Source organism: Tautonia sp. JC769 (assembly GCF_040717455.1).
Taxonomy (GTDB): Bacteria; Planctomycetota; Planctomycetia; order Isosphaerales; family Isosphaeraceae; genus Tautonia.
In genome coordinates, this window is the sequence record NZ_JBFEFH010000008.1 from 131,597 (window position 1) to 156,107 (window position 24,511).

The following is a 24,511-nucleotide window of genomic DNA, read 5'->3' on the forward strand; positions in this document are numbered from 1 at the left end:
AGACGCATCACCTTGCATCCAATAAATCAATTCCTGCCGTCGAACACAATGGTTCATCTCGACCGAACTGTCGTCGAGAGCTTGAGATTCGCCCACGTGCAATGGCCTTGGGCCGGGGTAGTTGCCGCGCTTCCGAGGGGTGGATCGCTTTGGCATGTCGCCATTCGTCGCCTTTTGACTGCGCATGATCCGATCAGGGGCAAGGGAATCCGCGTGTCGCAGCGAAGATCGGGTCAGCGTGCTTGAGGGCATTCGTCGGGGCGAGGCTCAGGAAATCGGGACGCTGCTCCAGATGAGGTGGAGTTCGAAGACGAAAAAGGGGCCGTCTTCCTCGATCCGCCGATTGGCGTCGGCGCGATACCGCTGGGCGTCTTCTGCTGACTCGAAGAGTCCGAAGCGGTTCAGGCGATTGCTCCAAAGCCGTCGGAGCGTCGGCCGCTCGTCGTCGGACATCCCACAGTTCGAGAGTGCGCTGGTGAACCCGCTATTGGCGACGTCGTATCCGATGCGTGTCCAGGCGGGATCAGGGTCAGGGGGACGGATCGGCGTGTCGAGAATCGCGCGACACCATTCATCCTCGGGGAAGGTGCTCTCATTCGGATCCTGCTCCGGGAGAACCAGCCCGACACTGAGCCCGGCGTCTCCCTCGGGCGTTTTCCGATGAGGCACGAGCATTTGGTTGAGGTCGTCCCAAAGATCGAAAAGCTGAAAATGGGTGTTTGCCGAGGCGGGATCGAGGACGATCACGTCGGCTCCTTCCAGGCCGGGAGACGCTTGCGCGGCCCCGAGCTGGAACCGTGAGGGCCAGACGGCGCGGTCGATCGAAAACGGAAAGTTCAGATCGGGCCGGAGCAGGAAGCTCTCGCGGCGTTCGCCGGTCCAGAGGCTGCGAAGCCTTGGTGAGGGAGCGAGGCGGATGTCAAAACCGATCAGCCGGCCGAGTGGACGCACGATGGACCTCCTTGGGGAATCCCGATCCGGGCAAGAGAACACCAGAGGCCGAGGGGATCACATCGGGACCGCTCCAGGGGGTGGCTGAAACGCCTCGCCCGGATTCAGGCAGGTCGGAGGCTTGAAGTTTCGTTTCCAGAAGCACCGGCAATTGTTCGGGTTCTGCATCCTCATGAACCAGTGGACGTGATCCCCCGCACAGGGGAAGTGTGGCTTGGATGGCGGGACCCGATGGATCTCGTACGCCACGGTACCCACCGGGGGGGCACAGGGCGGGCAGGGTTTCCTCGGGCAGTCGGTGGTATCCGACGTGGTGTCGGTGGAGACACGATCGGTGGCGTTCTGGATCGCTTGGTAGGCGAGGATTCCTCCCGCGACGATCAGGACGGCGACATCCCATGCGATCGTCGGTGGGCTGATCGGAGGGGCCAGTGGCAACGCGGTGGCAAGGATCATGGGACGTCGGGGCCTATTTCAATGGACCTGAAGTCTTGAGGGGGAGCGATCGAAGCCCGATGGACCGTGCTTCAGGTGGATCGCTGCGCTTGTTCAATCGCCGAGCAGCGGTCTGTAAGGAGCTGCATCTTCTCGTCCGGCGTCAATCCGGGAGCCTGGAAATATGCCTTGATCTGGAGATGCTCGTCAAAGTCGGGGCCGTTGGCCAGGGCAAACCCTACGTACTGGGAGATGCCTCGCTCGGTCTGGATTCCCAGTCCGATCGCCTTGCGGTCCGCCTGTGCAACGCGATGGAGCAACTCGGCGTCGTCCCAGGAGGCGGTGAGTTCGGGGAGATGTTGCCGGTATAGCTCGGCAATCCGCCGATGCAGGCCGGCTCGCCGGGCTGTGCTCATTTGTTCGAGTTGCGAATGACGCATCGTGAACATGGTGAGCCTCTCTTGAAGGACCGGAACTTGCCGTGAGGCCGGCCTGAGGTTGAGGTTGAGGTTGCGCCACGATTCCATCATGGGGGATTTCGCGATCCAATCGTGTGATCGCTCGTAAGATTCGGGGGAGGAGTCAGGCTGACTCGATCTTGACGGAGTCCGTTTGGCACAATGGAGAAGCGGCGGAGTTCGGCGGCGCCATCGCCTTCGACCAGAAATCCTTGAACCGGGCCGAAGAAGTCACGGGCCTCGCCGGGTGTGCAGGAGGGCAAGAAGATGGAGAGCACTCTGGGGTCATAGAATCGGAACACGACCTGTCCCCCTCCCTCGTGATTGATCGTGAGGAAGCGTCGAAGGTGTTTGCGAATCGTCTCGAACGGAGAGGGGGAGACGAGGAGAATCCCCCAGCTTTTTCCCCAACCCTGAGTGGCAAGTGTTTCCAGGAACGGCGAGCGGGAAGGGAGTGACACCAGATAAGGGGCGGACTCAACAAGCTGGTCGGCAAGCAGGCCTTCATAGAGCGATTGGAATCGCTCGGAGCAGGTGTTCAGCAATGCGAGGATCAAGGGGTCGCGGGCAGCATCGAGGACGACGAACAGCGGGTGCGGCTGAGATCGGAGAATCCCCAGTGCACTCGGTGGAGAGACTGCTCGCTGCGCGGGGAAACGCGCCTCGTCCTTCGTCGCCGGTGTAGGGGCAGGTGAGGGCCTGGAGGCAGGCCGACTCTGGACCAGGATGCGAACGGCGAAGCGGCTCACCCCGGCTTCGATGATGTCGCCATCGCGGAGCGTGGCTTCGGTGACGCGAGTGCCGTTGACGAAGGTGCCGAAGCGGCTTGATTCATCGCGGAGCCGGAGCATCGAATCGCGGAGCGAAACCGTGAAGTGAAGGCGGGAGAGCGAGGGATCGGTGAGGACCAGGTCAGACGTCTCGGCGCGGCCGATCCGGACGGTCGTTCCCGGCTCGACTCGGAAGGTCCGAGGAGCGTCTGGACCTGCGAGGACGTTCAGGAAGACGGCGACATCGGCCACAACTTCACCTGGTCATCGACCGCGATCCGAGAGTCACTTCGAGCAGACCTCGCAAAACGGCGCGCCCGTTTTGGCGGCCGAGGCAAGGGCCGCACCCTGGCCGGTCATCCCGATCAATACCGTGGGCATGCCCACGCTGATGATGCCGCCGTGAAGCGTCGAATCGCCGAGGCGAGCGGCCATCATGTTCCCGATCAGGACCGTCGGGGACCCTACCGCAATCGAGTCGGGCGGCCCGACGCAGGTGGCCATGTCTCCGACCCGGGCAGCGGGTTGACCGCCGATCAGGACGGTGGGGCAGCCGGGGGGCAGGATCGGTCCCCCGACGTGAGGGACGGGCGGGGTCCCGGGAGTGACCATCGGGCAGGTATGCAAGTCGCCAACACGCGCGGCGGGTGGCATGGTGGGATCCTCGACACGTGAGAAATGAGGGTTCGTCGCTGACTGCTGTGAATGGGATCGCGATCATCACGAGGAGGACTTCTGGCCGGTCTTGGCGTCGTCCGCCTGTTCGGGGGCAACGGGTTGGGCTTCCAGGGCGTCCGTCGGGGACTCGGGAGCCTCGGGCGACTTGGGGTTGCTTCCGCTGCCTGCTCCGGCGGCCCCGCCCGAATTGATCAGGACCATCGTCCCCTGGATTGCCACGCCGGCCGGCCCGATATCGACGAAACCGCCGGGGCCTTTGAGCGTGAGTTGCGCACCAGCCTCGATCACGACCCGCATGCCTGCCTTGAGATGGATTTCCATGCCGGAATCAACAGCATGATTCATCCCGGTCTTCTCGAACGAGTTGCCGCCGATGGTGAGCGATTTGTCGCCGCCGATCTGCTCACTCCGGTCGGAGCCGACCTGGGTCGACTGCTGGCCACCGATTTGCAGCGATTGGCCTCCCTTGATGGTGAGAGATTGATTGCCGTCGACCTGTTCTCGGCGGCTTCCTTCGATGTGGTGGTGGCTGTCGCGGCGGATCAGTTCCTTGCGGTCGGCGTCGATCACGATGTCGACATTCCCGCCCTCCTCCGGCCCTTTGCCGACGAGCAATTGGAGGTTCCCGCCGATGTGTTCGACCTGATGACGCCGGACGTAACGATGTTCGTCCCGATAGATTTCCTCATGATGACTTCCGCCCGAGTCGCCATCGTCCTCCCAGCCGATCACCCGATGGGTGTTGCCGTAGATGCGATACTTGGCGTCATTCTTGACGCGGACATCCAGGTTGCGTTCGGCGTGGAGGAAAACCTGTTCCTTGTCCTTGTTGTCATCGAATCGGAATTCGTTGAAGCCGGAACCGCCGGTCGACGTGTTGGACTTGAAACCACTCACCTTGTTGTCATTCTTGTGGGCGTCGTCGGGGCCGTCTCCGAGGTACGGGGGCATCTGATCGGCGTTGTAGACACTGCCGACGATGATCGGCTGATCAGGATCGCCTTCGAGGTAATCGACGATGACTTCCTGGCCGATGCGGGGCCAGAAGGACGTCCCCCATCGCTTCCCGGCGATCGGTTGGGCGACACGGACCCAGCAGGAGCTCTGCTCGTCGTTCTTCCCGTCTCGATCCCAGTGAAATTGGACCTTGACGCGTCCATATTTGTCCGTATAAAGCTCCTCGCCCTTGGGACCGACCACCACCGCAGACTGGGTCCCCCGGACGACCGGCTTGGGGGTTCGTCGCGTGGGGCGATAGGGAAGTGCGGCCGGGATGCATGTGAAGGTATTGCTGTAAACGAACTCGTCGCGATTCCCTGTGCGGTAATTGCTATTGAGCCTGGCCGCATGGTGTACTGAGGTCACGAGATAAGGCCCGTCGGCATTGAAGTGGCGGGCCAGGCTGAAGCGGTGCCCGGCGGTGAGTTGCCGGAGCTTCCCGGCCCCAGCGATTTCCAGGGCCCCCGCGGCTTCTTCCTGGATGCGAATTCCCGCGGTTCGACGGTTGTCCTGGAAGATTTTCTGGATGTCGGAGGATCGCTCGTCTCCGCCCGGACCGATCCCGTCGAAGCGTTGGGCGTATTCCCCGGGCCAGTCGTAGAGCTCGAGCTTCTCGGCTTTCCCGAGCTTCAGCGTGTGAGAGGTGGTGCCGACCTGGACCGAGTCCATGATCTGAGTCTCGGCCTCGAGATGCTTGTGGGGCAGCTCGAAGCAGTGATCCCAGAGCGTGACCTTCATCGATCGAAGTTCCTGGGCCTTGGCCCATTCGTGAATCCGTTCCTCGTCAACGTTGTCATCGATCTGGGCGGCAAAGATGGCCTCCGAGCCGAACGGGACGTCGGGGTGACTCTCAGGAGAGTCGCCAAGGATCATGGTGTGTTCGCCGTCCGAATGAGTGAAGAAATAGAAGATCCCCTCTTCTTCCATCAATCGACTGGCGAAGTCGAAATCGGTCTCTCGGTACTGCACGCAGTAATCGCGAGGCTCATACCGACCCTTGAGTTTCAATCCGATCGAGAGCCCCTCCAAGACTTCCTGGAGGATCTGCGGAACAGTCTTGCCCTGGAAGATTCGACTCTGAGCTTTCCGAGTCAAGAACCAGGATTCGGGCACAATGTCGGCCTGGTAGGTGGTGAAGTTCGGATCCCGACCACCCTGGGCCACCCGACAGCAAAGCCCGTTGACGTGGCGCGTTTTCCCGCCGGGCGACGTCACGTGCGCGGTGAGTTTTTTCCCGAGCAACTGATCGAAGGGAACTTCGGTCTCATTCGAAGCGATCAGATCCAGGCGAAACCGGAACAATTGCGAGAGGGCTTCCGTGCCACTCAATCCGACCAGCAAGAGCGCATCCGGTCCGAGGGGAGTGGTCACCGTCAACGGACGATTCGCTTGCTGGTAGGATTCCATCGACCCCTCCGTCGAAACACGGTTTGCGAACCCTGGCTCAAGATTCCCGGCCGTCGCCAGGCCGGCATAAACCACCGCGACTCGATGAGTCTACGGCCGGAGTCACTGTGAGGAGAGCGTGGACCATTCCGGGACCTTGCGGAATGCGCCGTGATTCAGGAGACGCCGAAGACCTGATCATGGCTGACATAGGCACGATCGGACCGAACGACGAAGCGGCAGGGCATATCCGGAACCACGACCGAACGAGGACCAAACCGTTTGAACGATTCGAGGATTCCCTCCTGAACATCATATCGGGATTTCTCGGTCTGGGGGGTCCTATTTGGACAAGTATAGTGAGAGGTGCGAACCCGAAACAGTTCGATCCTGGAGCGTGGGCCACCCCGTGCCCCGCTCTTGTCCCCCGGCCGAGGCAAAACCTAGGATAGTATCTGTCCGATTCGTCGGTCTTGGGGATTTCTCAACCGGGTTCCGGCCCAGTCTGTTTCCGAGCACACCCGTCGGGATGGATCGAATCGAATCCTCGAAACGGACTCGGATTCGATCGCAACCAGGCAGGACGATGGTCTCGAAGCGGTTCTCAACGATTGAGAGGGGCTACCGATGCCGAACGACGACGATCTGTCGGGCGACAAGAAGACAATCGGCCTGCCTCGCAAGGATGTGAAGCGCATGATCGCCGAGGCCCAGGCGGCCAGGCTTGCCGAGGATCGGGGTACGGCCTCGGAATCCGATGCCCCTCCTCCTCGATCGGGCGGCCAGGGGACCCCGCAACAGCCGACCCGACCCCGGTCGGAGCCTTCCGGGCCTGGCGAAGAAACCATGTTGCCTCCGAGGCGTGACGAGGGCCCGGCACCGAGGACCCCGCCGGTCCGATCGATCCGCCCTGAGCCGAACGACGCGCCAGGTCATTTCTGGGAAACGCAACCCGGCGCCGCTCCTTCGCCTCCGCCCGATCGGGTGAAGAGTGAGAATCCGTGGGAGACGTCGATCCCTTCCCAGCCCCCCCGGGGCGGATCCGCTCCGCCCGCGCCAGAGGTCACACCCGGGCAGGAATTCGATACTGCGGTGGGTCCGAAGCGACACCAGCGCCCCTCCGCCGCCGATCCCGGCTGTTCAGGCCCCGCGACTCCAGAATCGACGGGGTTTTCAGCACCCCCGTCGCCGAAGCCGCCTGTTGAGGAGGTCCGAAGACCACAGCCACCCCGAGTCGATCCGGCCTCCCGCGCCTCGAGTTCTGAGAACGCAACCTATGTGCCGGGGATGAGTTCGGGGCACGCTGCCGATCGCGACCCCGCGTTGCTCCGGTTGGAAATCCTCACGGGGGACGGCGATCGGATCTTCGAACGGCTTGCGACGATCTCTTCGGGTGAATTTACCCTGGGGCGGGCTGCGGTCGAACAGTTCGTCGGTCGGGGCGATGCGACCCGCTGTCTTGCCCAGGATCACGCCCGATTCGTGCTTGATGCGGACGATCACCTGGTCGTTGAGGATCTCGGGACCATCAATGGCATGTTTCTCAAGATCCCTGAACACGGCTCCGTGCCGCTGTCGGAGGGCGTATGCTTCCGGGTCGGTCGGCATGTGATCATCTTCCGGGAGGCGCCTCAGGCGACCTCTCGTCCCGCGCTGGTCAGTCCTACGGGGGAAGAATTCTATTGCCGAGAGTTCATCCCGTTGGGCTTCCTGGAATTCCTCGGACCTGATGGGAAGCCGGCCGTTTCGGTTCCCATCACGAAAAAGGACCTGACGGTCATCGGTCGGGAAGGCGAAGGGTGCGACATCGCGTTGACCGGGGATCACTGGGTCAGCCGCCGTCACGCGTGCCTCAGGGAACGCAATGGCACGTTTTTCCTGGAAGATCTCGGCAGCAAGAACGGGACGTTCCTGAGAATGAGCACGCGGACGCGGATCCGAATCGGCGACCGTGCCCTTCCCGATGCGGCCGACATTGTCCTCATCGGCGACCTGCAATTCCGCGTCACGAGACGCTAGGGTTGCCCGTCGGACGCAGACCGGGTTCCGTTGAGGTGCGTGTCGGCCGTCGCAATCGCCTGAGACCAAGCACGATGATCCAGGCCGAGAGAAGTCCGGCGAGCCCGGTCCAGCCGATCCATGATCGGTGCGTCGCGTCGAGTCGGGTGATGATTCCGAAGTACCAGAAGGGAAGCCCCGCTAGGGCGGTTACGATCGCCAGGGCGATCGCGATCGATCGGTACCGGGCGTCTTGCCGTTCAGCCTCCTTCGACCAACTCGTCAACTCATGATCGACCAAAAGCCGACCACTTCGACCTGCGACCAGGCCGGTCGAAAAGGCTCGCTGGTGGTCCTCGACCCCGTTCGAAACGAAATAGCATCCGCGAAAGAGGACCGGTTCGGACTGCTCGTGGGTCGAGAGACACGCATCGAGCAGATGAATCAACGGGTCGCGGCTCCGGCGCACAACGTTATTCAGCAGCATGAGCCGATTGTTGCTGCTTTTGTTTCGAATCTCTTGAACCATCAGTTCCAGCGACCAGGAATTGAACCAGTGCCGCATCCATTGAATCCCGATGGAAATCAGTTCCGAACGGTAGAGCCGGGCGCCGGGAATCGAGAAACCGCAGCGGCTTTGCCTGAGGTTCGCCGGGATGCGGGCGACGAAATCATCGAAGCCCGCGACGGTCTCCATCCCGGTGAAAACGGTATACGTCGGGCATCGGACCTTCAGGCCCGAGCGGATCGTATTGAGATCGTTGCGAATGGCTGAGGCGATCTGGAGTTCGTTCCCGCTGCTTGCAAGCTGGATCGGCAGCAACGTGGCCACTCCTCGAAGCACGGGTTCCTCGGGATTCAGTCGATGGATCAGCCGACACAGGTGAGCGAGTCGATCGGGGCCGTCGCCGTTCGATCGGCCAAAGCTCGACGCTCCCGAGCAACTGAGCAAGAGTCCGTCGGCAACCGCATAGACATGGATCGGCGCGTCGACCGAGGACGGTGCTTGTCCAAAAAGCTGCACATTGGCTGAATCGATCAGGGCAGCGGCCTGGCCCTCGTCGGGGCCGAGCAGAAGGTAGAGCCGTTGCCGGCCCGGATCGATGCCGGCCTGGCCCAGTCGGATGAGAATCTCCTGCCAGGCCGCTTCAAGGTCGGAGAAGCGGCCGTCGCCCTGCTCGAGATTCGTGCCGCGAGCGTGTCGAACGAACGTGGTGATGAGGCGGGCCGTCGTGAGGAGGGCAACGATCCCGAGGCCGAAAAGCCAGACCCGAAGCATCCAGCCGGTGAAAATCGTCGGCAGTTGCGGGTCGATGTCCGGGACTTCCCAGGGGCCGAACGCCCCGATGGCGAGGAGAATGATGGCGATGCCGAGAATCCATCGAACGGGGTGCTTCGACCACAACAACGCCGCCCCCGCGCTTGCGAAGGCCACGGCACCGTACATGATCAACGCAACTTTGTTCCACAGCAACGACGACAGCATCTGCTTGCCTCGATCGCCCGGGGATTGGGCGTGGTTCTTTGCTCATCGAGCGTAGTCGAGGTGGACCGACAGGATGTAGAAGGCCAGCGTCACCAGGGCTGAGACGGCCACCAGGGCACTGACCGTGACGAGGAATCCGGCACCACGAAGTGCTCCGATCGGCTGTGCATTCGCATCCTGGGCGATCTCGGGAAATGCGGGTTTCGACGACACGGAGCTGGCCTGGAGTACCCGTTCATAGAGGCGGCCGACCCAGTCGAGCAACTGATCTTCGTCAACCAGGGCCATCCTGCCCCGGAACCCAAGGGCGGCGCACAGCAAGTAGACCTCGATGGCGTCGGGGGTCCCTCGACGTTCGGCCTGCGAGGCCATGGTGTAAAATTTCTCGGCGCGGAGATTGCTTCGATACAGGTCCCACTCCAGGATCTGCTCCTGGGCGCCCCAGTCGACGGATCGGCCCCACTCGGAGTCGGTCAGGACTTCATCGGTCCAGGCGACGAGACCGTACTTGACCATGGCGAAATCCTCGGCGAGCCGAGGATTGGCGGCAGCCCGGTTCTCGATCCTGTCGAGAGTCGTGAGCAGCTCGGACTTCACCACGTCGATCGAGGGGGACTCTCCCCATGCCAGCCGATCCTGGAGGGCGATGACGTGCTCGAAGTAAGGGTGGATCAGATCAGCGAACGCGTCGGTCATCGGGACGGTCGTCTCCCTCAAGGCAAATTTGCCTGCCGATCAGGCATGGGGGATTGCGTAGACGGCGAACTGCAACTCGACGAGCGATCCGACCCGGGGCCGCGGCAGCGCCACCAGTTGCTTGGCCTCCGAATCCCCCAGAAATGAACCGCCTTCAAGGTTGAAGCGCAGCCCCAGCGTCCGGGTCCGCAAGACGTCTCGCCAGTAAGGATCCTTCTTCTGGACCTCGAAGTAAACGACGTTACGGGGCAAGGCCGGCGGGATGCGGTTGAGCGGCTGAAGGCCGAGTCCCGATTGTCCCTGGCGAAAGATCTCGCCGACCTGATCCCCTGCCCCGAGTTTCCAGTTGGTCCCTCGCATCAGCTCGTCGCATTCGGCGTCATTCAGCTCGACCGTCTCGACGCCGATGTAGAGTTTGGTCGTGTCTCGCAGCCAGTCTGCGTCGAGATGGACCTGGAACCGCCGGCCTTCGAGCTGGAAGTAACGCTTCGTCCACTCAGGCCCGCGTCCGCCGCCAATCAGGCGGCGGATCTCGGCCATGACCCTCGCGTAGATCGGTCCGATCTCGTCATGATCGTACGTGGGAACGTCGATTGGACGCCTCGAATCGTCGAAGATCGAGAGGTGGCCGAGAAGTCGACAGAGTTCGGTGTAGACGTGAAGCGGATGCAAGCCTCGGGTGAACAGCACCGATTGCAGCGCCGAAAACGCCCCGTTGACGGTCGTCAACTTGAGGATCCGATCCGACTCGCCGAGGACCTGGCTCTCGAACGTGATCTTCCGACCGACCAGATAACCGGCCTCCTGGTCGATCCAGGCGCGGAGCATCTGGAAGACCGATTGGATCTCGTCGTTGAGCGGTTTCCACCCATCGATCCCGAGAATCGGGGGCGTGTACGATCGGACGATTTGAGGGGGGGCATCGGCCGAGGCGGATCGGGCGACCCGGGCCAGCGGGAGCGTCTCGTATCCGGTCGAGTCGACGTGAGAGGCGAGAAGACGCGCCTGCACCCTGCGGAACTCAATCCCCTCCTCGTCTCCCCCCGTGTTCTCGTCCGGTTGCTCGACCGCATCGATGAGATACCGGGGACCATCGGCCGAGGCGGTAAGCGCGACATTCGCCCGCCCGGGTTGCCACGTCGGGACAGCAAGCGCGATGGTCGCTTCGGGATGACTGGAAAGGACCGGTCTCAGGTCGAGCGGATCGACGGTGGCTTCGCTCGGGACGTCCAGGGTCGTCCCATCCTTGAACCTCGCCTGACAGGATCGGAGGATGAACGTGAAGTTGGCGATCGCATCCGGGTCGATTTCTACCGCGCGAAGGCCCCAGTTGTGCGGGTGGAGCCAGTCCTCCGACTCTCGGAGCCGATCGCGCTGGAAGCGGTCGGCTGCCTGGAAGTGGTGGGGCTTGAGGAACATCCCCTCATACCAGTGAACGGCTCGCTTCGACATGATGATGCTTCTCGTTCTCGGGGCGGGGTGGCGTGTCATGTCCCGCGATCCGGCCGGCTCGCGTGTGGAGGCACGATGGAGAGAGGGCGACGGGAGCCCCGGCCTTGCTCGGAGTCGGCAATTTCAGGCTACTCGGCCACAACGCATTCCGCAACGATCCCTAGGACTTCGTAGGAGGCCGGAGGACTGCATCATCGGCGTCGGGTCGGTCGGGCCGGCGGTTCAGCCAACTCGTTCGCCCCAGTTGCGAGGCTTGCCCGTGCCGAGCGGAGAGTCGGCAGGGTGGGACTTCCGCGGATTTCAAGATTAACCGAACATCGAAATCCAGCTCCGACCTGACGAAGAAGCGGATCAAATCCATGAGCGCATGAAACGCATCACCCTCGGGGAGGAACTTGCGAAAGTCCTGGAATCCCATCGGTCCGAGACAAACACGGAACTTACTCTGGTCGTCCCAGATCTTTCGCCCCACGATCGCCTCGGTACCGAGCCCGTGATAGGGGCCCCGACGTCCGAGCCGGGTCCTCTGATCCGGTTCGAGGCGAAGCCACTGGCCATGAAAACTCTGAACGCGAGCGGGAATCTCGAAATGGTCGCGGAGCAGTCGTTCGAGCATGACCGCCGGACGATGCTGCTGGGCGAAGAGGCCGCTGTAAAACAGCAAGGCGTCATCCTCGACCGCGAGCCGATTGTGTAGGGCCGGAGAACCCAGGCCGATGAGGTCGAACAGGTGGCGGGCGAACCGATCGGCTCTCGACCCGCCAGCAGTCCGAGACGCCTCCCAGAGGAGAGGGATGTGGTACTTCTGCCGGATTCGATAGAAAAGCGAAACGATCCGATGATGAAACAGGTCGAAAAACATGGCGGCCGCTGCTCGCCGCCTCCGGTCGGGTCCGACGAGGGCTTCCGTGTAAACGGTCGGCAATGCCCCCAGCGGTCCGACCAGCCCAAGAAACGCCGTGGTCATTATCGGAGGCGCTTCCCACTCGGGACCCCTGGGGGGGGCGTCAGGAGATTCGGAGGGAGGTCCCGATTCTCGAGGGGAGGGGCCGTCGATCCCTGTGATTGCGCTGGGAGGAAACGAAAGCGACAGATGGGCGAGGAAGCGGACCGCCTCGCGAGATGGTGGTCCATCGTGGCCGACCGGCAACCGCCCCGACGCCGTTCCGAGGTGTTCGAGCAGTCGAACGGCCTGGAAGAAATCAAAGGGCGTCGGATCGGCGAAGAGCCGGTCGCTCAAACCAGGGTCCGGTCGCCGCTGCGCGGTGCCCATCGCTTCCAGACTCCCTCGTGCTGTTTGCGCCGCGCGACCAGTTGGCTGAACGAATTCACCGTGACATAGGAGCCGAGGAACCGTTCCAGCACACACGCCATCAGGAAGGCCGAGGCTCCGGAATAGCCCGACTCATCGAAGGTCAGATCGACCTCGATCCCTAGACTGACCGCCCTCCCGAGGCGATTCCCTGTCCTTCCCGCGATGCGTCGGGTCGAGACGTTGGTGAGCCCGCCGATTTGCTTCCGGCTCACGGCCGAATCGGCGAAGTCGTAGGCGGCAAGGACCTCACGAAGAGCCTCGATTCCAGGTCCCGATTCTCCGAGTGAGAGATGGTTCAACGCCATCGCTGAGATGGCTCTCCATTGGGTGTCGCGTCCGAGCGGCGGACGCAGGGTTTTTGTCGGACGGGTCAGCAATCGCACGCGATTGACGGGAGCCTCGGCCTCGAGTGAAACACCGTCCTGGTCCCCACCGAAGGGGAGCCGGGAGGGTAGGTCTCGATTACAGCAGGTCAGGTAGGCGGTGACCTTTTCCGTGGAAGGGGTCGTCGGAGAGTATGAGGGGTCGACAAACGTCAACTCGACGTCGGTGCCAGAGTCTCCCGATCGTAGAGAAGGATGGCGACGGGCGAACCAATATGCCTGGGATCCCCGACCGCGATCGGCGTGCTTGAGCGCGTAAAACGGTTGATAGCTCACCGAGTCATTGAGATAGGAACCGACACTCTCGACCCGATCGACCGAAACAATTTCGAAGCTCAACGGATGATCGATATCCGGCACCAGGCGATACTCGCTCCTCAATCGATCCAACCGGACAGGCTCGGCCACCTTCTTGAAGAGGTTGACCGCGGGGGTACATCCCAGTCGAAAGTTCTCGGGCCGGATCGTGATGTCGGAATGGGGGGGCTGATCGAGGAAGAACATGATCTCGACCGGCCCGAGAAATCCGGACTTCGTGATCCGGTCGAGTCCTTCGAGGTCGAAGAACTGAAACTTCAGGGGGAACGCGAAGAATTCCTGGAGCAATCGGTATCCGGGGAATGATCGCTCAGGATAGGGAACCGTGCCGTCCTCCGCCTCGAACCCGACGGGCTTGAGGGCATCGGGGCTCAGCGAAATCGTCTCCTCATCACCCGAAGCCGTGCGACCGCGGATCCAGATGGCCACCAACCGATTGTAGAAGGCCTCATACAGGGTCGATGGGACCGGCTCACCCCCATCGAGGAAAAATCTGAGCCGTTCGAATCCCTCCAGGCTAGGCCAGTCGCCGGCTGCCGCGCACTTCAGCCCCAGGCGAATCATCGCCACCGATCCCGGCGGCTTGCCCTCGATGGTGACCCGGTCTGGCATGATCGCGGCAGAGTCGATCGTGACCGGCCAAAGCCACGTCGGATACACCGTGCGGAACTGACATCGAACACCATCAAGGGGTCGAGAGACGACTGGGGAACCGCGCGCGATCTCATAGCCCGCGACGATCTTGGAGGGATCCGTCGAGGGAGCGAACTGGACGATGGTCATCGACGGGATGGGGCGCTGGTAATGCGGATAGAGCACCTCCAGCAACGCGTCGGTCAGTTCCGGGTAGGTGTCGTCGATCTTCTTCCGCAACCGAGCGGCGAGGAATGCAAAGGCTTCAAGCAGCCGCTCGACGTGGGGATCAGCACACCGCCCGGCCTCCAGCATCAGGAGTTCAGCGACCTGAGGATGTGCCCGGGCGAACTCCGCCCCCATCTCCCGAATAAATGCGAGCTCTCGATTATAGTAATGGAGAAAGTTGTCGTTCATGGCAACCCAAGGTCATCCCGTGACCAGGCGAGGTTTGGAGTCGAATCAGTTGTTGGGCATGGAAGACCCGCACAGAGACTCCAGGACATCATCACGGCGGGGGTGGGCACGACGAATGATCGGAGAAAGGCCCGACTACAGCTGTACTAAGGGAGTAGAGGCCCAAGCTGAGTTAAAGCTCATTCCTTATCCATGATCGCCACTGACCACGAACGATTTGTTGCCGAGTTCGAGCACCGTGTCAAAAACCACCGGCTCGGGTGCGGGATCGACCCGGAGGATCGCCTCGATTCGATAGTGGAGGGAACCGAGCTTTTCCTTCTGCTTGTGGGGTTCGAAGATGACACGGACGTTCGAAAGCCTCGGCTCGAAATCGCGGATCACAGACTCGAGGAGATGTGTCAGGCGACTCCGAGAGTCTGAATCACCCAGGCTCATCGAGGTGATATCAGGCAGCCCATAGGTCATCAACGATCGCGCGAGGTGGCTCATCGACCCGGGGGGATCGCCCGGTGTTCGCCTTGAGTTGAGAAGCCATTCCAGATCACGGCGAACCTCATTTTTGATCCGTTCGACCTCGCCCGCAATGGAGACTCCGACCTCATCACCGCGAATCAGATCCGGGTTGGTGAGACGATCCCAGAGGGAATGCTGAAATCGAGGGACCGGATCACGCTGCGCCATCGAATTGCTCTTCGAATGGAGATAAAATCCAATCGCTCTTCGAATGGAGATAACATCCAGATGTCCTGCGTGCTCCATGACGTGGCTTCCGGAGCGAACCCAGGCCGTGACGGGCAGGTTGGCCCGGTGCCACGACGATCGGCCCCCCGAAACGCGGTGGGGGGCCGATCGCGTCGGACATGTTCCGGAGGACCTGAACCGGCGACCGGGTCAGACTTTCTTGTTGGCCTTCAAGTCGTAACCGGCCTTGACGGCGCCACCGAGCGAGCCATCGGGTTTTTGCTCCTTGTATTCATATTCAATCTTCGAGAAGTTGAGGCTGATCTGATCAACCGGGACGACGTCTCCACTGCTCCCGCCCGTCTGATAACTGGACACGAGCAAGTCGGAGAACTTGATTGTCATGTATTCCTGGGGGGACTCGCCTGCTTTACGGCAGGTCAATTTGGCTTCTTTGATGTGCTTGCCGGTCGCGCACGCTTCCATGAGTTTGGGGGAAGACTTGTTCACTTGCATGACAAAGTGAAAATCTTGCATGCTCACCTTGCCCGCACCCATCCCCGCGCCGTGGGAGGCGTCACCGCTATTGGTTTCGCCCCAGCTCCAGGACTGGACCTCGATCTCGCTCTTGTGCTTGTCATCCTGGCTTTCGCCGTCGATCCCGTCGAGCTTCAAAAAATAGTCTACGGCGGCCATTGGGATTCTCCCCAGGGGCTATGGCCCTGGCAAGGGCCTTGTCTTGAAGGTGGAACAGACTGAACGCACCGAGCCGCCCTCGATTCGGGCGACCCGGCAGACCGACGACCTGGGACGGGAGGTCCGGATCGATCACGAGGTATGTGGCCGATCGATCTCGCCGTGGTTCAAGGGATATGACCGACGATCCCTCAGGACTTCGCTCGCGCGGGCAGTTCGGAGACCAACCGCAGCGAGGCAGTCAACTCGTCGAGTTGATAGTGTGGCCTCATGTAGGCGATCGCTCGATAGCAGCCGGGTCGGCGGGGGTCGTCCTCGACGTCGATGCGGGCCGCGCGAAGCGGGTAGAGTCGCTTCGTGTCGTCCGAGGCAAAATCATCCTCGGTTACATAGTTCATGATCCAATCGTTGAGCCAGCGTTCGCATCCGGCCCGTTCCATGTACGAGCCGATCTTGTCCCTCGCAATGGACTTGAGGTAATGAGCGAACCGGCTCGTCATCAGAATATACGGCAACTGGGTCGAGAGCCTTGCGTTGGCTGTCGCGGTGTCGCCGTCGGTCCCCTGGTACTCGGTCGCCTTCTGACAGGACTGGGCTGAGAAGAATGCCGCGAAATCGGTATTCTTGCAGTGGGTGAGCGCGATAAACCCGAGGTCGGCCAGTTCCTTCTCCCGACGCTCGGAGATGAGGACCTCGGCCGGGCACTTGGCGGCAATCTCGCCGTCGTCGGTCAGGAAAGTGTGCACGGGGAGGTCGCGAACCAGACCGCCGTTTTCCACCCCCCGGATGGAAGCACACCAACCATACCGAGCAAACGCGTCGGTCAGCCGAGCGCCCATGGCGTAGGCCGCATTGCCCCAGAGGTATTTGTCATGCTCCTTCCCGTCCACATCCTCCCGGAATTGGAAGGCGTCGACCGGCTTCGTTTCGGGCCCGTAAGGGAGTCGGAGCAGAATGTGAGGCAGGCAGAGACCAACATATCGGGAATCTTCCGACTGCCGGAAGGCGTTCCACTTGTCGTAATCCCGGGTCCGGAAAATCTCGGAAAGATCCCGAAATTCAGGGAGCTCGGTGAACGATTCGAGGCCGAACATATCGGGGCCCGCCGCCGCGATGAACGGGGCATGCGCCGAGGCCGCGATGTTGGAGACGCGCTTGAGGAGCGCCAGATCCTGCGGATGTTTCCCGAACTGATAGTCGCCGATGAGCGCCCCGTAGGGGGTCCCGCCGAATTGGTCGTACTCGGAGGTGTAGATCGCCTTGAACAGGGCGCTCTGGTCGAATTCGCTCGCTCGTTCCATGTCACGCAGCAGATCCTTCTTGCTCGCGTTGAGCACCCGGATCTGGAGCATCGTCCCGGTCTCGGATTCCTGGACCAGGTAGTTCAAGCCGCGCCACGACGCCTCCAGTTTCTGGAAGTCTTCGTGGTGCATGATCGCGTTGAGCTGGTCGCTCAAGAGTTCGTCGAGCTCGGCGATCCGGGCATTGATCATCGCCTCCGTGTTGGCCGAGACTTTCATCTGGCCGTTCATGATGTCTTCGACGAACTGGCCGATCAGGTCGCTCTGATATGTCCGGTCTTCTTCGCTCTTGGCCCGGCTGACCTGGAGGATCTGGTCGAGCAGGCTCGGCTCGGCTGAAGACTGCGTCGCGGCCTCGGGTTCGGCGACGGGTTGGCCCTGGGTCTCATTGGCTTCGGAACTCACGATGGGGCCCCCCAAATTAATCGCGAGAGTCGGATGATCCGGACTCGTTCTGGTCTCGTTGCCCCGTCTCTTCACCAAGCCGCTTCAGGCGTTCGGTATCTTTGATGATGTCCTGAAGCAGTCCATCCAGCCGATCATTCGAAGTGATCTTGGTCTTCAGGTCCGCCAGACGCTGCCGCGCCTCGAGGAGCTTGCGGAGCGGCTCGACCTGTCGCACGACTTGCTCCGGCTCGAAGTCGTCGATCGACTTGAATTTCAGCTCGACCCCCAGGCGGGTGCCGTCTTTCTGCAGCTGGTTGTCGACCTTCATGGCCAGTCGCGGCCTCATGCCGGCCATGATCCGATTGAAGTTGTCGCGATTAATTTCGACGAATTTGCGCTCCTTCATGGAAGGGAGCGGCTCTTCCGGATGGCCCGACAGGTCGGCAAGGACGCCGAGTAGGAAGGGAAGCTCGACCTTCTTTTGCGCATCGCCGACCTGCACGTCGTAGGTGATTTGGACGCGAGGAGGTCGGACGCGGTCGAGTTTGTGCTGGAGGCTCTCATCGCCAGGCATGAACGTGTTCCTCTGTATCGAGGTCGGCTCTGGGGAGTCGGATTCCCCTCGAACGGGCCAGCCAGCCGACATGTCAAAATGGCCTTTTCAGGCCTCGACGGACATGTAGCTTGAATCTAAACCTCTGGCTGAGCGTCTTGCAACATGTCTCCAGAGAATTTCTCCGTGACGTGCCGATGTTCTTCGGCACATCCCGCAGAGTCTTGGCCCGTTTTTTTCTCCACGGCGACGGAATCTTCGGGCAAACTTGACAGAAAAAGGACGAAACGCTTGCGGGTTCGAGGAGTCGATGGGCTTTATGGTGTTCGATCTCACCGAGTCGTTACGAGTCATCCCAGGGAGAGCAGGCCATGGCGATCCAGGCAGGAACCTTGGTGAAAAAATTGAACCCGACGTGCCTGGATGCGCTCCAGTCTGCCGCGGGGCTCTGCCTGTCTCGCACGAACTATAGCGTCGAGATCGAACACTGGTTGCTCAAGCTCACGGAGTCGGTCGATTCGGATCTCCAGCGAATCTTCCGCCATTTCGACCTGGATTCGGCCGTGATCCAGCGCGACCTGGTTTCCGCGATCGATCGCTTCAAGACCGGCAATTCAAGGACGCCCACACTCTCCCCGCAGATTGAAGATGTGATTAAGGAAGCCTGGCTACTTGCCTCGGTCCAGTACGGCCTGGGGCAGATTCGCTCGGGGGTCGTGTTATTGGCCCTCCTGAGTCATGATTCGCTGCGTCGCCTCGCGAGGGAAATGTCACCCGTCCTCACCGAGATCCCTATCGATCGCCTCGAGCTCGAACTCCTGGACGCCTCCGCCGGATCGGTCGAGGATGTGGGGCCAGCGGCGGCTTCGACCGCCTCGCCGCCCGGAGCGAGCGGAGATTCAAGGGTCCCGTCCGGTCAAGGGTCGGGTCGGGCGCTCGATCAATTCACGATCGACCTGACCGGCCGGGTCGAGGCGGGTGAGATCGATCCGGTGATCGGCCGAGACGAGGAAATCCGCCAGATGGTGGATATTCTCATCCGACGTCGGCAAAACAACCCGATTCTCACGGGCGAGGCGGGAGTCGGGAAGACCGCCGTGGTCGAGGGCTTCGCCCGCCGAGTCGTGGCGGGTGATGTGCCGGAAGTCCTCCGGAACATCCGGATTCACGTCCTTGATCTGGGCTTGCTGCAGGCCGGGGCCGGAGTCCGGGGCGAGTTCGAGAATCGGCTCAAACAGGTCATTTCCGAGGTCAAAAGCTCTCCTGTCCCGATCGTGCTGTTTATCGACGAGGCCCACACGATCATCGGCGCGGGGGGACAGGCAGGTCAGGGAGACGCCGCCAACCTCCTCAAGCCGGCGTTGGCCCGGGGAGAATTGCGGACGATCGCCGCGACGACCTGGGCCGAGTACAAGAAATACTTCGAGAAGGATGCCGCCCTCGCCCGCCGATTTCAGGTCGTGAAGGTTGAGGAGCCCGACGAGCCTCGCGCCATCACGATGATGCGGGGCATCAGTGAGATGCTGGAGCGGCACCATCGCGTCCGAATCCTCGACGAGGCGATCCACGCGTCCGTGACCCTGTCGGCCAGATACCTCAGTGGCCGCCAGCTCCCCGACAAATCCGTGAGCCTCCTCGACACCGCGTGTGCTCGGGTGGCCATCGGCCAGGCGTCGACTCCGGCAGAGGTGGAGGACGCCCGCCGGAGGATCGACGCCCTGAACATCGAGCTCGGGATTCTCCGTCGCGACGAAGCTGCCGGCTCCCCCCATCGCGAGGCCATCGAGGCTCGATCGGCGGAGCTGGTCCAGGCCGAGGCCCGCCTCGCGAATCTCGAAGCTCGATGGGCCGTCGAACGCGAACGAGTCGCCGAGATCCGGGAGCTGCTCGACTCGATTGAACAGGCCAGGATCGCCTCCGAAGCCGATCAGGGCGGCGCATCTCCCCCTGATTCCGCTTCCGACGCCCCCGTCCATTCGTTCGAGGACCTCCGCGCCCAGCTCGCGGCAAAGACGTCCGATCTCAGGGCACTGCAGGGGGAATCACCCTTGATGCAGGTGTGCGTCGACTCCGAGACCATCGCTCAGGTCATCGCCGGATGGACCGGGATCCCGGCGGGGCGGATGATGGCCGACGAGATACAGACGGTGTTGAACCTGCACGAGATGCTCGGTCGTCGCGTTGTCGGCCAGGCTCATGCGCTCGAGGCGATTAGCCAGCGAATCCGGACGGCGCGCGCCAACCTGACCGACCCTCGCCGGCCCATCGGCGTCTTCCTGCTGGTCGGCCCGAGCGGTGTCGGGAAAACCGAGACCGCCCTGGCGCTCGCCGAGTCGCTCTATGGAGGCGAGCGCAATCTCATCTCGATCAACATGTCCGAGTATCAGGAAGCCCACACGGTCTCGGGGCTGAAGGGCTCACCGCCCGGCTATGTCGGCTACGGCGAGGGAGGCGTATTGACCGAGGCCGTCCGCCGTCGACCGTATAGCGTCCTCCTCCTCGACGAGGTCGAGAAAGCGCACCCGGATGTGATGGAGCTGTTCTTCCAGGTGTTCGACAAGGGCGTCCTGGAAGATGCGGAAGGACGCGAAATCGACTTCAAGAATACGGTCATCCTGCTGACCTCCAACGTGGGTACCGACACGATCATGGAGGTGGTCCCGGTCGGTCAGGCCAATCCCGATCCGGGACTCCTGAACGAGGCGCTCCGACCCGACTTGCTCAGGGCGTTTCCCGCGGCGTTACTCGGCCGGATGATCGTTGTGCCGTATTTTCCGGTCCGTGACGAGGTCCTCCGCCAGATCACCCGCATGCAGCTCGATCGGATCGCTCGCCGCATGACCGAGAATCATGGGGCGATCTTGACGTATGACGACGCCCTCATCGACACGATCGTCGCTCGGTGCACCGAGGTCGAGAGCGGTGCCCGCAATGTCGACCATATCCTGACGCGGAGCTTGCTGCCCGAACTCTCCCAGGCATTGCTGGCTCGCATGGTCGACGGCGAGCCGATCCGGAAGGCGGGCGTGAGCGTGGATTCTTCGGGGGCATTTACCTACGAGATTGAGTGACGGCCGCCCCGGTCGCCCCTCGTCGAACGCTTCGATGTTTGTCCCGATGTGACGTTGCCGCGGTCTCCGATCGTGATTTTTGCGGATCCGATCGGTCACGGCGGGTATTGAAGTCGACCGCTTCGGTCAGGATTGCTCATGGAATCGGCACACTTCCTGGATCTCGACTCCCTGCTACAGCCCATTTCCGAAGACCGACCGGCCGGAGAGGACCTGCGTTGGGAAGACGAGTTCGCCCAAATCGAGGCCGCCCGCGAAAGCGATGAGGATGCGTCGAGCCGCGATATTTACGAGCGAGACCGGAAGCTGGCCGACTTCGACGCGGTCATCTCCCTGGGGACGGACCTGCTCAGGGAACGAACCAAGGACCTCCGCATCGCCGCCTTCGTGGCCGACGCCTTGGCCCGTCGCCACGGCTTACCGGGCATGCAGGATGGTCTGCTCCTGATCCGTCGCCTGCACGAGCACTTCTGGGAGTCGATGCATCCTGAGCCCGAGGATGGCGACCTGGAACTCCGGGAAGGCGTGATCGAATGGCTCGACGGGGAACGCTCCTTGCCGTTGATGATCCGGTCGGTGCCGCTCACCCAGGCACTTGGCGACCTCTGCTACTCGTTCTTCCGGTACAAGGAATCTCGGGATGTCGAACAGGCGATCGCCAAGACGCCCGACCGGGCCGATGAGCTGAAGGCCGAAGGCAAAATCCGCTCCGAGGACTTCGACAACGCCGTCAAAGCGACCGAAGAGTCGTTCTATCGAAACCTCCTCGTCCAGGTGCGAGATTGCCGGGCCGCGCTCGATCGGCTCAATGCCACTCTCTCGGCGGAGGAGTACTACGGATCGAGGGGGCCGAGACTCTCCGGCTGCATCTCGGCGATCGAGGACGTCGGCAAACTCGTCGACAAGCTTGTCAAATCCAGGGGCATTACGGAGGAAGCTCCCGAGCCACCCGTCGCCGTCGAGCAGGAGCCCGAGCCCGAAGACGCGATCGACGTGGAACCGCAGGAATCGATTCCGGTCGCCGAGCCGGCCTCGCCGCAGCCTGTGGCCAGGGCGTCGTCCCGCTCCGGACCGATTCTCGACCCGTCTGATGCCCGCCGGCGTATTGCCGAGGGGGCCGGCTATCTGCAATCCTCCGACGCCTCCGATCCGGTCCCCTATCTGGTGGTCCGGGCCCTGGCGATGGGGGCCTTCTATCGGATTTCAGGGCACCCCAGCCCCTCGGAATTACCCGCGATCTCGACCGAGACACGTCGGGCGGCCCGAAAGCTCGCCGATGACCAGGACTGGGAGGGGCTGCTGAAGCTATGTGAAAACGCGATGATCGGACCCGGAGGGCTCGGCTGGCTCGACGCGCACCGGTATGCCTTCCTTGCCCTCGATCAGCTTGGTCACGATGACGCGCGCAGGGCCTTGAGGGCGTTGCTGCTGGCCTGGCTCGACGACTACCCGGACTGGCCCGAATGCGAACTGGACGACGAGACGCCCTGCGCAGGGCGAGAAACGCGGGCGTGGCTCGCAGAACTCCAGCCCGTCAAGGACTCTCAGCCCGAGGCCGAGCCGGGACCAGAAGCGGAGCCCGAACCCGAGCCTCCGCAGTGGCTCCCGGTAAGTCCTGGGACCCAGCAGCCGAAGGACGAATCGCACGAGCCAGACCCCTGGGATCAGGCTCGGGAATTGCTCGAATCGGGCAACAGCGCCGAGGCGCTCACGCTCATGGCCCGAGCGGTGCGAGAGGCTCGCACGGGCCGGGAACGGTTCTTGCGGACCCTGCAACAGGCGGAACTCTGCCTGGCCATGAATCGCACATCGATCGCCCGGTCGCTCCTGGACGACCTCGCTCGCCAGATCGATGAGTTCCGCCTCGAACGCTGGGAGGAGTCCGAGCTGTGTGCCCGGGTCTTCGCCGGCCTTTATCGGTGCGTTCGCGAGGAGGATCCGGATCGCGCCCGGGAGGTCTATCGTCGGCTCTGTCAGTTCGACATCAGCCTCGCGGTGCAACTCGGCGACGGTCATTGAACGCGTGTCGAGGTTCGGCCTCGACGTCATCACTTTCGGGTCCGGAACGGCCAGCGGGCCGGGCACGATGCCCGACCCCGCTGGGTTCCATTCCGTCGTGCTCAGGTGCCAGGGCGGGAAGCCCGGCCAGGGGCCATCGGAAGCCGTGGTGGTTACTGGAGATATGTCGGGATGGCCGGAGGAGGAATATCGTCCGAGGGGGCCTCATCGCTGGACTGGGGCAGGTTGGGAACGGGCGGGGTGGGAGCGTCAGGGCTGACGCGGACATCGGTTGCCGGGTCCGAGGAGTCCGGGTCGGTCCGGACATCCGAGTCCCGCTCCACAGGAACTTCCTCGACGACCGGCGGTTGCGGCTTCGGCACCGTGACATAGGACGGGCAGACCTGATTCATGGCGATCTCGTCGATCATCCGGAAGGTCATCACGCCGTTGATCATGACCAGCCCGAAGAGGGGCGGTTCGACCTCATACATGCCGAGGCCGTTGTCCATGCAGGCCGGCACGCCGTATTCGTTGGGCTCGCAGGGGATGTTTCCGTTGCGGCCGTGAGGGCAGGTCACTCCCTGGCCGTTACCCCCGTTGCCGGTGACCATGGAAGGAACCGGAGGGGACGCCCCCCCCATCACGGAGAAGCCGACATATTGCCAGCCTTTCAAGAACTTCCGGCCCTCGACCTCGCCGAAGACGGATTCGTAGTAGCCGATGGGCACGTTCGTCCCGGCGACGACCATGTCGGGAACCTCCGCCCCGGCGACGTTCTCTGGGGCTTCGGGGGGGGCCGGCGGGGCCGGAGGCGGCGGGTTCTTCCCTCCGGCGCTGACCTCGACCAGATTCCATCCGTCCTTCAGTTTCGCCGCCCCGTTGCCTCGAATCCGAAGGGCATACTCTTCGGAGAAGTCGGGCAGGAACTTCGTCTCGATTTTGACCATCCGGCCGGTCGGATCCGCCGGGGTGACCAGGAGGTAAGGCTTGGGTCGGTAGTACCTGATCCCCGCCTGTCCGGGGCCCGGGTCTTTGATCACATTGACGCTGCCGCATCCCGGTGCAAAGGCCACCACTAATACGATTCCGATGCACTTCCTGAGCATTGGCGTCGTCCTTAACAGTGAGGATCACCAATCTGGACGTCATCAACTCGGGCCAAGATTTCATCGACGACCTCCTGTCGACGACGATCCCACCGACCTTGACCGTGACGCCTTGGATACAGGTTGTATCGGTTGCCCCGGTTGAAGCGATCGCACTTTTTTCGGGAGGGCGTCCCCGTTTGCCCTTGACCGTTCGCCATGTCGAAGAATTTTCCCCATGACCTGGAATCTCCCCGGTTGATGAAGCCCCTCGACATACCCAGTTCGATTTGACAAACTCATGTAAGGAAACGCGTTCTCAATCCCAGGATCCTCCAGCCGTCACTGCGAGTCCTCC

Annotated in this window: 17 protein-coding genes and 1 pseudogene; 3 read left to right on the forward strand and 15 right to left on the reverse strand. The window is 62.2% G+C overall.

Annotated features, from left to right (window positions below; genetic code table 11):
* Window positions 1-267: 267 nt before the first annotated feature.
* The 5 genes and pseudogenes from AB1L88_RS10675 to tssI form a co-directional block, all read right to left on the reverse strand.
* Window positions 268-951 carry a hypothetical protein gene (locus AB1L88_RS10675; RefSeq protein ID WP_367096641.1) on the reverse strand — a complete coding sequence of 228 codons (684 nt, stop codon included), beginning with the start codon at window positions 949-951 and terminating at the stop codon, window positions 268-270.
* A 527-nt stretch (window positions 952-1,478) separates the two neighbouring features.
* Window positions 1,479-1,835, reverse strand: coding sequence for a hypothetical protein (locus AB1L88_RS10680; RefSeq protein ID WP_367096642.1), 357 nt, complete (start codon window positions 1,833-1,835; stop codon window positions 1,479-1,481).
* Between the two features lie 77 nt (window positions 1,836-1,912).
* Window positions 1,913-2,866 (reverse strand): DUF4123 domain-containing protein, encoded by a 954-nt coding sequence (locus tag AB1L88_RS10685; protein ID WP_367096643.1) that lies wholly within the window; start codon window positions 2,864-2,866, stop codon window positions 1,913-1,915.
* 108 nt (window positions 2,867-2,974) lie between these two features.
* Window positions 2,975-3,268 (reverse strand): annotated as a pseudogene (locus tag AB1L88_RS10690) (PAAR domain-containing protein); the annotation flags it as partial.
* A gap of 66 nt (window positions 3,269-3,334) precedes the next feature.
* Window positions 3,335-5,698, reverse strand: a complete 2,364-nt coding sequence (tssI, locus tag AB1L88_RS10695; RefSeq protein ID WP_367096644.1) for a type VI secretion system tip protein TssI/VgrG — start codon at window positions 5,696-5,698, stop codon at window positions 3,335-3,337.
* Between the two features lie 1,515 nt (window positions 5,699-7,213).
* Here tssI and AB1L88_RS10700 point away from each other — a divergent pair.
* Window positions 7,214-7,696 carry an FHA domain-containing protein gene (locus tag AB1L88_RS10700; RefSeq protein ID WP_367096645.1) on the forward strand — a complete coding sequence of 161 codons (483 nt, stop codon included), beginning with the start codon at window positions 7,214-7,216 and terminating at the stop codon, window positions 7,694-7,696.
* Here AB1L88_RS10700 and AB1L88_RS10705 read toward each other — a convergent pair.
* The 9 genes from AB1L88_RS10705 to tssB form a co-directional block, all read right to left on the reverse strand.
* Window positions 7,683-9,161 carry a type VI secretion protein IcmF/TssM N-terminal domain-containing protein gene (locus tag AB1L88_RS10705; protein WP_367096646.1) on the reverse strand — a complete coding sequence of 493 codons (1,479 nt, stop codon included), beginning with the start codon at window positions 9,159-9,161 and terminating at the stop codon, window positions 7,683-7,685. The two genes, AB1L88_RS10700 and AB1L88_RS10705, sit on opposite strands and share 14 nt — an antisense overlap.
* A 42-nt stretch (window positions 9,162-9,203) precedes the next feature.
* Window positions 9,204-9,857, reverse strand: a complete 654-nt coding sequence (locus AB1L88_RS10710) for a DotU family type IV/VI secretion system protein (protein WP_367096647.1) — start codon at window positions 9,855-9,857, stop codon at window positions 9,204-9,206.
* 39 nt (window positions 9,858-9,896) lie between these two features.
* Complete coding sequence (tssK, locus tag AB1L88_RS10715; RefSeq protein WP_367096648.1) at window positions 9,897-11,309, reverse strand: type VI secretion system baseplate subunit TssK; 1,413 nt, start codon at window positions 11,307-11,309, stop codon at window positions 9,897-9,899.
* A gap of 160 nt (window positions 11,310-11,469) precedes the next feature.
* Window positions 11,470-12,582, reverse strand: a complete 1,113-nt coding sequence (tssG, locus tag AB1L88_RS10720) for a type VI secretion system baseplate subunit TssG (protein ID WP_367096649.1) — start codon at window positions 12,580-12,582, stop codon at window positions 11,470-11,472.
* On the reverse strand, window positions 12,546-14,375 hold the full coding sequence (gene tssF / locus AB1L88_RS10725; protein ID WP_367096650.1) for a type VI secretion system baseplate subunit TssF: 1,830 nt from the start codon (window positions 14,373-14,375) through the stop codon (window positions 12,546-12,548). Before tssF ends, tssG begins: the two co-directional genes overlap by 37 nt.
* 186 nt (window positions 14,376-14,561) lie before the next feature.
* Window positions 14,562-15,137 carry a type VI secretion system baseplate subunit TssE gene (gene tssE / locus AB1L88_RS10730; protein ID WP_367096651.1) on the reverse strand — a complete coding sequence of 192 codons (576 nt, stop codon included), beginning with the start codon at window positions 15,135-15,137 and terminating at the stop codon, window positions 14,562-14,564.
* Between the two features lie 132 nt (window positions 15,138-15,269).
* Window positions 15,270-15,755: a type VI secretion system tube protein Hcp gene (locus AB1L88_RS10735; RefSeq protein ID WP_367096652.1), complete on the reverse strand. Its 486-nt coding sequence runs from the start codon at window positions 15,753-15,755 to the stop codon at window positions 15,270-15,272.
* 191 nt (window positions 15,756-15,946) lie between these two features.
* Window positions 15,947-17,380, reverse strand: a complete 1,434-nt coding sequence (gene tssC / locus AB1L88_RS10740) for a type VI secretion system contractile sheath large subunit (RefSeq protein ID WP_367096730.1) — start codon at window positions 17,378-17,380, stop codon at window positions 15,947-15,949.
* Between the two features lie 97 nt (window positions 17,381-17,477).
* The gene (gene tssB, locus AB1L88_RS10745; RefSeq protein ID WP_367096653.1) at window positions 17,478-18,017 is read right to left on the reverse strand and encodes a type VI secretion system contractile sheath small subunit; all 540 of its coding nucleotides are present in this window, start codon (window positions 18,015-18,017) and stop codon (window positions 17,478-17,480) included.
* 350 nt (window positions 18,018-18,367) lie between these two features.
* Here tssB and tssH point away from each other — a divergent pair, with 350 nt between their 5' ends.
* Window positions 18,368-21,067: a type VI secretion system ATPase TssH gene (gene tssH / locus AB1L88_RS10750; protein ID WP_367096654.1), complete on the forward strand. Its 2,700-nt coding sequence runs from the start codon at window positions 18,368-18,370 to the stop codon at window positions 21,065-21,067.
* A 138-nt stretch (window positions 21,068-21,205) separates the two neighbouring features.
* Complete coding sequence (gene tssA, locus AB1L88_RS10755; RefSeq protein ID WP_367096655.1) at window positions 21,206-23,086, forward strand: type VI secretion system protein TssA; 1,881 nt, start codon at window positions 21,206-21,208, stop codon at window positions 23,084-23,086.
* 152 nt (window positions 23,087-23,238) lie between these two features.
* Here the strand turns inward: tssA and AB1L88_RS10760 are convergent, their stop codons facing one another.
* Window positions 23,239-24,174, reverse strand: a complete 936-nt coding sequence (locus AB1L88_RS10760; RefSeq protein WP_367096656.1) for a hypothetical protein — start codon at window positions 24,172-24,174, stop codon at window positions 23,239-23,241.
* Window positions 24,175-24,511: the final 337 nt, after the last annotated feature.